This window comes from Candidatus Binatia bacterium (assembly GCA_035631035.1).
GTDB lineage: Bacteria > Eisenbacteria > RBG-16-71-46 > SZUA-252 > SZUA-252 > DASQJL01.
This window is the reverse complement of record DASQJL010000111.1, coordinates 15,580-29,558: the sequence shown is the minus strand read 5'-3', so window position 1 is coordinate 29,558 and position 13,979 is coordinate 15,580. Positions and strand designations below refer to the sequence as shown.

Sequence of the window (13,979 nt, the reverse complement as noted above, 5' to 3'; positions counted from 1 at the left end):
CCGTGAGGACGGCGACATGCTGGTGATCGCCCGGGGCAAATTGACTTTGAGGGCTCACCTCTCGGAGGTCAGGCCCGATCCGCCCGACGATGTCGGAGGGTTGTCCGTACAGGTACGACTTCCGAAAGAGTTGGAGAAGGCCTCTCCCGGGTATTTCTCGGCACTCGGCGACGCAGGTTGGACCGACGAATCCCTTCCTCTCGTACGCGTGTACTGGAATATCACCGCGACGGGAGCGTTCTCGTTGATGAGGTTACTCACGCGCCAATTCAACGAGGCGGGGACTCCTTTCCGATTCAAGACACTGGATCACCCGTCAGCATACACGCGCTCCGATGCTGCCGTACTGTATCTTGGCAAGCGGGGCTTCCAAGAGTCCTCGGCCGTTCTGCGGAACATCCATTCCCAGCTCTACGCGTACTTGAGACCGGGAGTCCCTGCCTTCACGATGCCGTTGGCGCCCGGACTCGGGTTCGCTGAATCCCCGGAAGGCGGAAGCAGCTTCGGACTAAGCCGATGCCTTCTGGTCGCCGAGGGGCTGCAACGCGGGCGAGAAATTCGGGCCAGAGGCGCCGGTGCTCGTCTACGCCTCGTTGAGGAGCGGTTCCTCGAAGCGGGAGTCGATCCAAGTCGACCCTATTTGAACCCCGGGTCGACCGACACTTACCTACCACTGGCGTCAGCAGGTCGAGGGGCGCCACCCAGGCATCATGCGGGTGCCCGCCATACCGCCGCAGAGCTGCTCTCGGCCGCCAACCAGATCGGCCGGCGGCTTGCGGACGGTGCGATCGAAACCGCCCAAGGGATCACCTGGGTGGGACCCCGGCCCAAAGCAGATCAAAGCGCTCGCGAGCCGGGGTTTCGATTCGGCAGCCTCGGTCCGAGCCTGTATTCGGGAACCAGCGGGATCGCGCTGTTCTTGGCGGAGCTGAGCCGTTGCTCGGGTTCCCGGTCGACCCGGGATCTGGCCCTCCGCGCATTCGACCATGCTCTTGCCGCTGCCGAGTCCCAACTGGGATCGCCGCCATGCCCCGCCGGAGCCTTCGATGGGTGGTGCGGCGTCGCCTTGGCGGGAGCGTGGGGGGGACGGATTCTAGGTGAGACGCGGCTGGTCTCCAGCTCGAGCCATCTCGTCGGCCGGGGGCTTGCCGCGAGCCCTGTTGCCTCCAGCTTCGACCTGATCTCTGGAATGGCCGGCCAACTGCTTTCGTTGCTGATTTTATCGAACCTTCTCCAAAGCAGGAGCCTTGTGCAGCGTGCGATCGACATGGGCGACGCCCTCCTCGGGACCGCCGTGATGGAGCAGGAAGCAATCTCATGGAGGGAGCAGGAAGCGATCTCATGGAGGAGCGAAGGGTCTACGTACAGCAGGAACCTGACCGGTTTCTCCCATGGGACTGCCGGGGCCGCAACCTCCCTCCTGGAGCTCTTTCGGGTAACCGGTGCGGACCGCTTCCGGAAAGCGGCGGAGCTCGCGTTTGCGTACGAGCAGAGGTATTTCAGCAGTCAGCAAGGAAACTGGCCCGACTTTCGTGATTCGGCCGGATGGGGCCGTAGCCGCGCGAAAGGGAAGGCCTTTCCTTCCCACTGGTGCCATGGAGCGCCAGGGATTGCCCTATCCCGCATGCGTGCCCGCGAGATCCTCGGCGATGACCGCTACCTGGCTCAAGCCGGCCTTGCGCTCGAGACGACCCTACGCGAGGCGAGGCGGAGGGTGTCTCAAGGGACGGGAGATATCTTCCTTTGCCACGGACTCGCGGGCGACGCTGAAGTGCTCCTGTGCGCCTCGCGCAACGCCTCCGAGGGCCTATTTCACGACAAAAAGATGACTCGGCTTCTCTGTGGTGAAATCATTCGCCGGCTCGGGCTGCTCGATGAGGCGCCCTCAGGTACGATGGAGACCCACCCTTTGGGACTGATGAGCGGGATCGCGGGTGCCGGGTACCTGTTCCTGCGCCTCCGTGACGACAGCGTCCCCTCGATCCTGATGCTACGCCCGGATGACTTCTCGAATGCTCACTTGATTCGACGTGTGAATCCCTCGGCAAGCCAGACATCCTCCTGCTGAGAGATCACCGAAAAGACGACGCACCGGCCGTCCCGGGACGAAGTGATGTCGCTGTCCACTCCGGCGAGGGGAAGATCGACTCCAGTTTCCCTCTGCCGCCCGTCGGTCGACACTCGAGTCAATCGAAGCTTCGGGCCGCGAGCATCCGCGGCGTAAATCCATCGCCCGTCAGGAGTCCATGCCAGCGGCAGGACGGGGCCGTCCGCCAACACGCGCGTACGCCGTCGATCTACCAAGTTCATGATCCATAGACCCCGGGGACGGGCTGTCCACCATGCGATCCGTTCGCCGTCCCAGGAAAACTGCGGGTAGATGACGACCCCCATGGAATCTCGTGAGCCAATGGGCGCAACCTTCCCCGTTCGGCTCAGGAGGACGTATTCCCGCCGGCCGCTCCGCTCGCAGAGGATCGAGGCTGCGGGGGCCCAAGCGATCGGCGCGAGCGGGCTTCCGGAGAGCTCCAGGCCAGCGCAGGACCTAGCCGGGCCTCCTTGAGCCGGCACGCGCCATAGACGACTCGCACCGCCTTGATTCGACAGGAAGGCGATCGTGTCGCCGCCGGGAGACCACACCGGCAACCGACACTGCGACTCCATGAAGGTGAGTTGCTCGGTGTCCCCGCCCCGCAGGGAAACGCGGTGGATTTCCCCCTTCCGCCCGGCGTTTCTTGCGAACGCAAGCCACAGACCGTCGGGGGACAGCGCCGGATTCGCATCCTGGAAGGTGCCCGTGGTCAGCTGCTTCGGAGCGAGTGCTGCCGCGCGACTTCCCGCGAGGTCGATCCACCACAAATTGGAGCGCGCCGCCTCTCGAGTGTACAAGAGGCGGCGCCCATCACTCGACTGGGTGAAATACTCACCCGCCGGAAGGCCGGCGATGAGAACGTCCGTGCGGAAGTCCGACCTGCCCGAGCGGTTCGTCCAACGAACGACGCATAAGTCCCGTAGATCGCCCTCTTCGGAACGCCGAAGGAAGAAGAGCGATTTACCATCTCCAGCCCACCGAGGTGACGACGCTTCCGACCGCACGTCGAACCACTTCTGCACACGGCCACTGCCGGCGCCCACCGTCCAGAATGAGTACGCATCCTGTTCGTCGGCGGCGAGCAACGCAATGCGATCGCCCTGAGGCGACCAGTCGATATCGACGATATGGGGGGGCACCGACTCGAGGGCAATGGAGCTGGTGTCGCCGGTGCCAATGTCCGTGATCAGCAATCGGCGCAAGGTAGGTGATGTGGATGCGAACTTCCGCCCGTCCGGCGACCAACTGTGCAGGTAGCCAAGTGCGGGAAGACGTCGTGGGGTGCCGCCCAGCTTGGGCACGAGGAACGCCGCTTCGCCCGAATCGCGGAACGCCTGGCAGAGGATCTCACTCCCGTCCGGCGACCAGAGGGGGCGGATGCATGCGCGCGCCGAAAAAACGACCAGCGCCTCACCCCCGGCGAGGTCCTGGACGAGTAACTGGTCCTTCCCCGTCACGCTGCGGTCGATGTAGGCCGCGTACTCCCCGTCGTGAGAGATCGCGGGGTTGGAGGCAGTCCCGGTAAAGGTCACTTGGCGGTGAGGCGAACTGGGAGCGGGGCCGGGAGTCCGGCGCAAGACCAGGATCCACCATGCCGCCAGGACGCACAGCGGAAGCGCGAGGCCGATGATCCAGGCCGTCCGGTGCGACCGGCGGACCGTGAGGTCGCTAGGGCCAGAGACTCCGAGGGCCGCAAATTCGGTATCGCGCTTGAGCCGACCAAGGTCGGCACGGAGGTCGGCTGCGGTCTGATACCGATTGGCAGCATCCTTCTCCAAACAGCGGGTAATGATGGAATCCAGACGCATCGAGAGATTGGGATTGAACGTCCGCGGGCTCTGCGGGAGGCGGTGGAGGATGTCGTGGATCAGCGCGGTGGTTTGGTCCTGGATGAATGGAGTGCGACCCGTCGCCAGGCGGTAAAGCAGGACGCCGAGCCCGTAGAGGTCAACGCGATGATCGAGAGGTTTGCCGAGGACTTGCTCGGGCGCCATGTAGGCCAGTGTCCCGGCCACGGAACCGACATCCTGAAGCGTGGAGGTCGTTGAATCTTCACGAGCAGGCCGCAGCACCCGAGCGAGTCCGAAATCCAGGACTTTGACACGTCCGTCCGGGGTCAGACCGACATTGGCGGGTTTGAGGTCGCAATGAATCACGCCATGTGAATGAGCTGCCACCAGCGCGTCGGCAATGGCGATCCCGAATGCGACGACGTCCTCTTCGGGCATGCTCCCCGCTCGAATTCTCTCCTCGAGCGACTTCCCGGCAACGTACTCCATGATCAAGAAATCGATACCACCGTCGGTCTCGAATCCGAGGACGGTCTCGATGTTGGGATGGTTCAGGCGGGAGAGGGTGAGAGCCTCGCGGCGGAATCGATGGCGCGCCGACTCGTCCCCGAGGACCAACGGCGGCAGCACTTTGATCGCGACGTCCCGCCGAAGGCGTTCGTCCTGGGCCCGGTAGACCACACCCATGCCGCCGGAGCCGATCCGTTCCAGGATGAGGAAATGGGACAGCCTCTTCCCGATAAGCGTGGGGAGCGGCTCATCCATGGTCTTGTTCCTGTCTTGATTTGTCCCGTACCGCCATCGCGAGGAACAGACAGTATCACACCCGGTTGTGAGCCCGGCCAGCTCCTTTCGGCCCCCGGCTTCCCTGACCGTGACCGACTTTCTCCGATGCATCGGGAAAGGGGGCGCGTATCATGGCTGGCACGCCCGTCGCGCCCACTTAGCCACAGGAGAGGAATCATGGTGTCCGCCCGCATTCGCGCCGCCCTCCCGAACACGGTTCGTCGCTGCGTCCTTTCGCTCCTGAGCCTGTTCCTCGTCGCGGCCATGCCCGCGGTTGGAGCCGCCAAGACCTCGCCGCCCCCGCGCGTGAAGTTGAACATCGTGAAGTACACGCTGCCCAACGGCCTCGACGTGATCCTCTGCGAGAACCATCGCCTTCCCACGGTCGGCGTGAACGTCTGGTACCACGTCGGGCCCGCCAACGAAGAGCCGGGCCGGACCGGATTCGCGCATCTGTTCGAGCACCTGATGTTCAAGGGATCGCGCCACCTTCCCGACGGGAAGCACTGGACCTATCTCCAGACCGCAGGGGCCACGCTGGTCAACGGCACCACCGACTTCGACCGCACGAACTACCTCGAAGACCTTCCCGCCAACCAGCTCGAGACCGCGCTCTGGCTGGAGAGCGACCGGATGGGCTTCCTGCTCGACGGCGTGGACGCGATCAAGCTCGCGAACCAGCAGGACGTGGTCCGGAACGAGCGGCGCCAGAGCACCGAGAACGTCGAGTACGGGATGGTGGAAGAGGAGCTGTTTCACCAACTCTACCCCAAGGAGCATCCCTACTACGCCAACGTGATCGGCTCGCACGAGGACATCCAGGCGGCGAAGCTCGACGACGTGCGCGACTTCTTCAAGCGCTACTACTGCCCGAACAACGCCAGCATCGCCATCGTCGGCGACATCGACGTCGCGAAGACGAAGGCGCTCGTCGCGAAATATTTTGCCACGCTCCCGCGCGGGGCCGACGTGCCGCCGATCCGCGCGACGACGCCCCCGATCACGTCCGAGCGCCGCGCCACGGTGACCGACAACGTCTCCCTGCCCCGCGTCTACATGGGATGGATCACGCCCAAGGCCTTCGCGCCCGACGAGGTGAACGGTGCGATCGCCTCGGACATTCTCTCCGGGAACGTGAGCCAGTACGGAAACGGCAACGGCAAGGCGAGCCGCCTGTACAAGAAGCTCGTCTACGATCTCCAGATCGCGCAGGACGTGAAGACCGTGCACAACCCGCTCCAGCTGGGGTCGATCTTCGAAGTGATCGTCACGGCCAAGCCGGGCCACACCCCGGAGGAGCTGGAGAAGGCGATCGACGACGAGGTGGCGCGGCTCGCGACCGAGGGACCGACCGAGGCCGAGGTCGAGGCGTCGCGCCAGGCGATCTATCGGGACGAAGTGACGAGCCTGGAGCGGGTCGGGTTCTTCAACGGCATCGCCGACCGGCTGAACCGCTACAACTACTACCTCAAGACGCCCGACTATCTGAACAAGGACCTGGGGCGGTACGCGACGGTCACCCCGCAGTCGGTGAAGCGGTTCGTCGCGCAATACCTGACGAAGAGCGCGCGGGCTGTCGTGTACGGCATTCCGGGTGAGAAGAAGCTCGCCGCGGCCGTGCCGACGCCTCCGGCGCCGACCGACCCCGGCGTTCCTCCTCCCGGGGAGGACAAGGAAGCCTGGCGTAGCGAAGCCCCGGCCGCGGCCCAGGCGGCAGTGCTCCACCTGCCCCGGCCGGAGCGCTTCACGCTGGCGAACGGACTCACCGTGTATCACATCGAGGATCACCACCTTCCCCTCGTCACCTCCGGGCTCGTCTTCCGGTCGGGAAGCGCGGCCGATCCCGCCGACCTGCCCGGTCTGGCTTCGTTCACGGCCGAGATGCTGGAGCACGGGACGAAGACCTCGGACGCGATGGCGATCGCCGACCGGGCCCATGCCTTGGGGGCGGAATGGGGCGGCAGCTTCGACATGGACGGCAGCGCGCGGCGGGTGCAGAGCCTGGCCGCGAACGCTCCCGCAGCCATGTCGCTCCTGGCCGAGGTGACCCTGCACCCCACCTTCCCCGATGCGGAAGTCGAGCGCGAGCGGCAGGCCCGTCTCGCGGAGCTCCTGCAGGAAAAGGATTCGCCGCCGCAGACGGCGACCCGGGTGTTCCTCCCCGCGCTGTACGGGCCGAACCACCCCTACGGCCACACCACGCTGGGGACGGAAGCCTCGCTGCGGAAGATCACGCGCGAGGACATCGCTCGCTTCCACGAAGCGCAGCACACGCCGGGCAATGCGGCCCTCGTGGTCGTCGGGGACATTCCGGCGGCGACGGTCCGCACGCTGGCCCAGAATCTCTTCGGCGGCTGGACCGGCGCGGCCCCCGCGCCCCGCTCACTGCCGACGGGTACCTCGACCGGGACCCGGGTGGTGATCGTGGACAAGCCGGGCGTGCCCCAGACCAACATCCTCGTCGGACAGATCGCGGTGCCGCGCAGCGATCCCGATTACGACGCGCTCAGCATGATGAACACGATCCTGGGCGGCGGCTACACCAGCCGCATCAACCAGAACCTGCGCGAGAAGCACGGCTACACCTACGGCACCTACTCGAACGTATCGGAGAACGCGGGACCGGGGCGGCTCGTCGTGGGCGGCGGCATCCGCACGGACGCGACGGGTCCTGCGCTGACCGAGATCTTCAAGGAGATCCGGGCCATGAAGGACGGCTCGGTCACCGAAGCGGAGCTCTCCCGCACGCGCGGCGCGCGCATCCAGGCCCTTCCGGGCCGTTTCGAGACCTCCGCGTACGTCGCGGCGCAGGTGGGCAACCTGTTCGTGTTCGGATTGCCGGACGACTACTTCCAGGCGCTGCCGGATCGCCTGGGCAAGATCACCGCGGAGGACCTGGCGTCGATGGCGCGGAAATACCTCACGCCCGACCAGATGCTGATCGTGGCGGTCGGCGACCGGTCCAAGATCGCCTCGCAGATCCAGCCGCTGGGCCTGGGGCCGGTCGCGCTGAGCGACGCCGACGGGAAGACGCTGGAAGCGGAATCGGCCGTGACGAAGTAGGAGGCGTGGCGCCGGCGGGACTCGTTCTCCTCACGGGAGCCTCGGGCTACGTGGGGAGCCGGCTGCGCGCGACCCTCGAGGCGCGGGGCGTTCGGCTCCGCTGCATGGCGCGCGAGCCCCGGCTGCTCGCGCCGCGCGTCGCGCCGGCCACCGAGGTCGCGCGGGGGGACGTGCTCGACCCCGCGAGCCTCGAGCCGGCCCTGAAGGACGTCGAGACCGCCTATTACCTGATCCACTCCATGGCCTCGGGGCGTGCGTTCGAGGAGAACGATCGCGCCGCGGCGCGAAACTTCGGAGCCGCCGCTCTCGCGGCCGGGGTCCGGCGCATCATCTACCTGGGCGGCCTGGGCCATGGTCCCGGCCTCTCGCCCCACCTCGCCAGCCGCCAGGAGACGGGCCGGCTGCTGCGCGAGTCGGGCGTTCCGGTGATCGAGCTCCGCGCTTCGGTCATCATCGGCTCGGGGAGCGCCTCCTTCGAGCTGGTCCGCGGACTCGTCGACCGCCTGCCGGTGATGACCACGCCGCGCTGGGTGAGCACCGAGGCCCAGCCGATCGCGATCGAGGACGTGATCGAGTACCTGGTGCAGGCGATCGACCTTCCCGAAGACGAGAGCCGCATCTATGAGATCGGAGGCGCGGACCGCTCCTCCTACCGCGACCTGATGCGGGAATACGCCGTACGCCGCGGCCTCCGGCGATGGTTCCTTCCCCTTCCCTTCCTGACCCCGAGGCTTTCCTCGCTCTGGCTGCGGTTCGTGACGCCGCTCTACGCGAACGTCGGGCGCGAGCTGATCGAGGGCGTTCGCAATCCGAGCGTCGTCGAGGACCCCTCGGCACTTCGTGATTTTCCGCTCAAGCCGCGCGGCATGCGGGAGGCGATCACCCGCGCGCTCGCGAACGAAGACGCGGCGATGGCCGCAACCCGCTGGAACGACGTCCAGGCTTCTCTGGCGAGTCCGTGGGGAGGAGCCCGGTTCGGGTCGCGGCTCGTGGACTCGCGCTCGCTGCGCGTGGACGCAGCACCGGCCGCCGCGTTCGCGGCGATCCGGCGCATCGGGGGGCGGAACGGCTGGTACCACGCCGGCTGGCTCTGGCGCGTGCGCGGCTGGCTGGACCTGCTCGCGGGCGGGCCCGGGATGCGCCGCGCCCGGCGCGACCCCGAGCAGCTCCTTCCCGGCGACGCCCTCGATTGGTGGCGCGTCGAGACGATCGAGCCCGACCGCCTGCTTCGGCTGGCGGCGGAAATGCGCCTCCCGGGACGCGCGTGGCTCCAGTACGAGGTCGAGCCATGCGCCGAGGGCGGCGCCGTCATCCGGCAGACCGCCCTCTTCGACCCGCTGGGACTGCTCGGCCTCGCGTACTGGTACGCGCTCTGGCCGGTGCATCAGTACGTCTTCTCCGGTCTTCTGACCCAGATCGCCCGGCGCGCGATGGCGGCCGGTAGGGAGCGGTGACCCTGACACGCGGGCAGGTTGTCCGCGCGGGGTCGTGCTGGTAGCATCGACGGTCTGATGGCGAAGCGGACGCGGCGGCAAGTCGAGGGCGGTGACGCGGCGCGCCGGCCGGGAGATCCTCCGAGGCCCCCCACGCCGCCGGCGATCCCGCCCCGGCGGTCGTGGCTGTTCTTCCTCCTGATCCTCCTCGCCAATTTTCTCCTGATCCGCTTCTTCGCCCCAAACCCCCACACGGTCAAGATCCCCTACTCGGTCTTCCGGCTGGAAGCCGCCAAGGGCAACGTCCTGAAGATCAACTCGCGCGCCGACGGCGTGACGGGACAGTTCCGCAGGCCGATCTCCTACCCCGCGGTGTCCGACTCGGCGACCGGCGCCGTTCCGAAGCCGGTCCGCGACTTCTCGACGACGCTGCCGATCTTCACCGACTCCAGCCTCGACACCCTGCTCGTCGCCCGGGGCGTCGAGGTGACCGCCGAGTCCAGCCAGCAGTCCAATCTGTGGCTGAATCTCCTGTTCAGCTTCGCCCCCGCGCTCCTCTTCATCGGGCTCTACGTGTGGATCTTCCGGCGCGCGGCAAAACAGGGCGGCGGCTTCGGGGGCGGGCTCATGGGCCTGGGCCGAAGCACCGCGAAACGGTTCGACACGGAAGCGGAGGGCAAGGTCACGTTCGAGGACGTCGCGGGCATCGACGAGGCCGAGAACGAGCTGGTCGAGATCGTCGATTTCCTGAAGGACCCGAAGAAATACACCCGCCTGGGCGGGGCGGCGCCCAAAGGGGTGCTGCTCGTGGGCGCGCCCGGGACCGGCAAGACGCTCCTCGCGCGCGCCGTGGCGGGCGAGGCGGGAGTGCCCTTCTTCTCGATGAGCGGGTCGGAATTCGTGGAAATGATCGTCGGCGTCGGCGCCGCACGCGTGCGCGACCTCTTCAAGATGGCGCGGGAGCACGCCCCGGCGATCATCTTCATCGACGAGCTGGATTCGATTGGGCGCGCGCGCGGACAGATCTCCATCGGAGGCTCGAGCGAGCAGGAGCAGACCCTGAACCAGATCCTGACCGAGATGGACGGATTCTCCAGCCGCGAGGGCATCATCGTTCTCGCGGCCACGAACCAGCCCGAGATCCTCGACCGGGCGCTTCTGCGCCCCGGGCGGTTCGACCGCCGCGTGATCGTGAACCTGCCGGACCGCAAGGGGCGCGAGGCGATCCTCGGCGTCCACACGCGCCGGGTTCCGCTGGCCCCCGACGTGAACCTGGGCGAGGTCGCGGGGGCGACGCCGGGACTGGCCGGGGCCGATCTGCGCAATCTGGTGAACGAGGCTGCCCTGCTCGCGGCGCGTCGCGGGCAGAACGATGTCCATCAGAAGGACTTTCTCGATGCGCTCGAGAAGATCGTCCTGGGACCGGAGCGGCCCCTGATCCTCTCCCGCGCCGACCGCGAGCGCATCGCCTTCCACGAGGGCGGCCACGCCATCCTCGGGCTGGTCGTCGCCGGGGCCGATCCGGTCCACCGCGTCTCGATCGTCCCGCGCGGCCAGGCGCTCGGCGTCACCTACCAGCGCCCGGAGAGCGACCGCTACAATTATCCCGAGGCGTACCTTCGCGCGCGCATCGTGGGCATGCTCGGCGGCCGCGCCGCCGAGGAGATCGTCTTCGGCACCAAGACCACCGGGGCGCAGAACGACATCGAGCAGGCGACCGAGCTGGCCCGGAGCATGGTCACGCGCTGGGGGATGAGCGAACGGCTGGGGATGGTGCAGCTGGCGCCGCGCGAGAATCCCTACCTCGGCCTGATGGACGGCTACGGAGCGGCCAAGCCCTACAGCGAGGAGACGGCGAGCGCGGTGGACGCCGAGGTGCTGCGGATCATCAACGAGAGTCACGAGGAGGCGAAGCGTCTCCTCACGGAACACCGCGCCGCCCTCGATGCGCTGGCGCATGCACTGCTCGCGCGCGAGACGCTGGACGAGCAGGAGATCCTCGAGGTCACGGGGCTTCCCCCCGCGGCACCCCTGTCGGACGCTCCTCGCCCTCCAATGCCCTCGTGAGGCGCGACCGCGGGGCCGAACTCAGCCCGACTCGAATCCCTCCAGAACGTCCCAGGAGCGGCGCATGCGCATCGACGTGAACGGCACGACCCTGTGGTTCGATGTGGACGGACCCGTCCTGATTCCCGAAGACGGCGCGTGGCGTCGCCGGCCCACGGTCGTGCTCCTGCACGGGGGTCCCGGCAGCTTCGACCACTACTACTTGAAGCCCGACTTCCACCGGCTGGCCGACGTGGCCCAGGTGGTCTATCTGGACCTGCGCGGCCACGGCCGCTCGGCATGGGGCGATCCCGCCGATTTCAGCTACGAGGCGTGCGCCGAGGACGTGTGCGCCTTGTGCGACGCGCTCGGCATCGAGCGCCCGATCCTGTACGGGCATTCGATGGGCGGCTTCATCGCGCTGGTCCACGCGATCCGCCATCCCGGTCACGCCGCCGCGATCATCGTGGACAGCGCCGGCGGGCGAATGGACATTCCGAGCATGGTGGAGCGCTTCCGTTCGATCGGGGGTGATGAGGTCGCGGACGTCGTTCGGCGGGCGTACGGTGGCGAGGAGGTGACGCGCGAGGAGTGGCTGCCCTGCTGGGCCCTGTTCGGCCCTTCGCTTCCCGATCGCCGGTATGGCGTGATCAACGCCCCGCTCAACCGGCGCTACATGCCCCTGCTCGGAACCTTCGACGTCATGAACCAGGTCGACCGCATTCAGTGCCCGGCCTTGATCGTCTCAGGGTCGCTCGATCCGGTCATGGCTCCCGAAGTGGGGCGGGAGCTGGCCCAGGCGCTTCCCGCGGGATTGGGGCGACATGAGGTGATCGAGGGAGCGGGCCACTTCCCATGGAAGGATCGCCCGGAAGCGTACTGGCGGGTCGTCACCGAGTTCGTGGCTGGCGTGGCCGCGCGATCAGCGCGAGCGGGACCTTCCGCACGCCCGGCCAGCGGAGCGGCTTCCGGCCGGTTTCCCTGAGAAGGAGCTGCGCCGAGATCCCCCCGTCGAGCATCACGGCATCGCTCGCCCCCAGGGCGCCCAGGATCGCCGCCATCTCGGGCGTCGTGGGGCCGAGCGGAAACCCGCCCGCCTCATCGCCCATGGCGTCGAAGCGTGTCATCACGATCAGGAGGGATCCCTCCCGGGTCTGGCCGAGGGCGAGCCGGGCGTCGTGATGGTGGAGATTCACGAGCGGATTCGGGGACCTGAGCGTCGCGGGCACGACCCCGTTGCCCTCGAGGAGGGTCGGGTAGGACTGGAAGCCGGCGACCACCCCGGTCGCGTCGAGGAGCGAGTCGCCGTGCGCCCAGCGCACGCGCCCCGAGGCATCGACCGCAACCGCGCTGGAGAGCGGGCCGAAACCGGGGCGAAGGCGCTGACGTCCGTCCGTGGCGACCCAGCCCCAAGGCATCGTACGGATGAATTGCCCCGCGTTCACGGCGAGGATGGCATCCTCGGGAGCGCGGTCGATGGTCCACGCGGGCCGGCCCTCGTCGCGGCTGAGATCCAACACGAGCGACAGCGCCACGTCCCGGGGATCGAGTCGCGCCACGATCAGGCGGGCGCGCCAGACGGGGGCGGCACAAGCCAGCCGGACGCTCGACCAGTCCGCCCCCCGCGCGAGCCGCTTCCAGACGAGCGAGCGGCTCAACATCGAATCCGGGCCCGCCCAGCGCGCCGGCGGATGGTCGGAGCGCCAGAAGGTGTGCCAGGTACCGTGGTGATCGAATGCGAGGGTCGCGAGCCCCTCGGCGGCCAGGGGCGAAGCCAGACCGATCGCGACCAGGACCGTGGCGGCGGAGATCGCGCGCCGCGCGCGCACGGTCAGATCCCCATCGCCTCTTCGAGCTCGGCGAGCCGCTTCTCGATGGCTCGGATCTCCTGGTCGGTGTACATCTTGGGCTCCTTCTTCGCTTTCTTCCCCTGCACGTATTGCTGAATCCGCTCGAGGGCCGTGCCCCACTGCTGCGGGTTCAAGCCTCCGTTCCCCACCTTCGAGACTTCCTCATCGATCCCGCGGATCTGCTCATCGATCGCGTCAATGTCCTTGGAGAGCTGCTCATCCTTGATCTCGGCGGCTGACTTCGGCGGCATCGGGCCGCACTTGGCCCGAACCGCGGCCGAGTCCTCCTTGGACGGGAGGATCTCGCCCGTGAGGATGGCCTGCAGCTTCTGGATCGCGGAGCTGTCGCCCTTGGCGGCGGCCTCGTTGTACTGCATGGCCGCCTTGGTGAATTTGTCGCGGAGGGCGGGGTCGGAGAGGGCGCGGTTCTTGTAGTCCTCGGCCTTCTTGTCCGCCGCGGCCCGATAGCCACCCTGATAGCACTCCTCCACGTCGCCCCGCTTTCCGCGAAGCTCGCGCATCCGGTCCCCTTCTTTGTCGTTCAGCTTGTTGCGCTCATCCATCAGCTGCGTGCGCTTGGCATTGAGAGGGGCCCGTCCTGCGGCGAACTTCTTCGATTTCTGGTAGGCGTCGATGATGCCGGCGATTCGGGCGTCGGTGAGCTCGAGGGTGACGTCGTCGAACGTCGGCGGCCCCGCGGACGCGTCGTCCGCGCCCGGAGCGGCTTTGCCCTCGGCCTTGTTCTGGATCTTGTCCTTCATCTTCTTGACCGGATTGCCGATTCCGATCCGGGCGCTGGCGGGAGCGGCGGTGAAAGCCAGGGCGAGCGCCATGATGGCGGACCCATACTTCATCCAAGCGAACGTCCGATGGCGGCTCAAGTCGCGAGTCCTCCTATCCGGAACAGGGTCGGGTTCGG

At 67.4% G+C, this 13,979-nt stretch carries 8 protein-coding genes; 5 read left to right on the top strand and 3 right to left on the bottom strand.

All coding sequences use genetic code 11. The features are described 5' to 3' along the window. Positions 1-16: 16 nt before the first annotated feature. Positions 17-2,068 carry a lanthionine synthetase LanC family protein gene (locus tag VE326_11775; protein ID HYJ33888.1) on the top strand — a complete coding sequence of 684 codons (2,052 nt, stop codon included), beginning with the start codon at positions 17-19 and terminating at the stop codon, positions 2,066-2,068. On the opposite strand, the gene VE326_11770 is transcribed toward VE326_11775, so the two are convergent. Further along, positions 2,017-4,647, bottom strand: coding sequence for a protein kinase (locus tag VE326_11770; GenBank protein HYJ33887.1), 2,631 nt, complete (start codon positions 4,645-4,647; stop codon positions 2,017-2,019). The genes VE326_11775 and VE326_11770 overlap by 52 nt on opposite strands. A 198-nt stretch (positions 4,648-4,845) precedes the next feature. Here VE326_11770 and VE326_11765 point away from each other — a divergent pair, with 198 nt between their 5' ends. From VE326_11765 to VE326_11750, 4 genes are all read left to right on the top strand, one after another. Next, entirely contained in the window at positions 4,846-7,731 is a 2,886-nt protein-coding gene (locus VE326_11765; GenBank protein ID HYJ33886.1) for a pitrilysin family protein, read from the top strand. 5 nt (positions 7,732-7,736) lie between these two features. Then, positions 7,737-9,185 carry an SDR family oxidoreductase gene (locus VE326_11760; GenBank protein HYJ33885.1) on the top strand — a complete coding sequence of 483 codons (1,449 nt, stop codon included), beginning with the start codon at positions 7,737-7,739 and terminating at the stop codon, positions 9,183-9,185. A gap of 57 nt (positions 9,186-9,242) precedes the next feature. Continuing rightward, entirely contained in the window at positions 9,243-11,231 is a 1,989-nt protein-coding gene (gene ftsH / locus VE326_11755; GenBank protein ID HYJ33884.1) for an ATP-dependent zinc metalloprotease FtsH, read from the top strand. A gap of 64 nt (positions 11,232-11,295) precedes the next feature. After that, positions 11,296-12,195 carry an alpha/beta hydrolase gene (locus VE326_11750; GenBank protein ID HYJ33883.1) on the top strand — a complete coding sequence of 300 codons (900 nt, stop codon included), beginning with the start codon at positions 11,296-11,298 and terminating at the stop codon, positions 12,193-12,195. Here VE326_11750 and VE326_11745 read toward each other — a convergent pair. Further along, positions 12,101-13,039, bottom strand: a complete 939-nt coding sequence (locus VE326_11745) for a phosphodiester glycosidase family protein (GenBank protein ID HYJ33882.1) — start codon at positions 13,037-13,039, stop codon at positions 12,101-12,103. The genes VE326_11750 and VE326_11745 overlap by 95 nt on opposite strands. Positions 13,040-13,041: 2 nt before the next feature. Next, entirely contained in the window at positions 13,042-13,941 is a 900-nt protein-coding gene (locus VE326_11740; GenBank protein ID HYJ33881.1) for a hypothetical protein, read from the bottom strand. Positions 13,942-13,979 lie beyond the last annotated feature (38 nt).

Excerpts from the sequence above, each read along its gene's own strand:
- VE326_11775 (HYJ33888.1), top strand. The coding sequence starts at position 17 with ATGCTGGTGATCGCCCGGGGCAAATTGACTTTGAGGGCTCACCTCTCG.
- VE326_11770 (HYJ33887.1), bottom strand. The coding sequence starts at position 4,647 with ATGGATGAGCCGCTCCCCACGCTTATCGGGAAGAGGCTGTCCCATTTC.
- VE326_11765 (HYJ33886.1), top strand. The coding sequence starts at position 4,846 with ATGGTGTCCGCCCGCATTCGCGCCGCCCTCCCGAACACGGTTCGTCGC.
- ftsH (HYJ33884.1), top strand. The coding sequence starts at position 9,243 with ATGGCGAAGCGGACGCGGCGGCAAGTCGAGGGCGGTGACGCGGCGCGC.
- VE326_11750 (HYJ33883.1), top strand. The coding sequence starts at position 11,296 with ATGCGCATCGACGTGAACGGCACGACCCTGTGGTTCGATGTGGACGGA.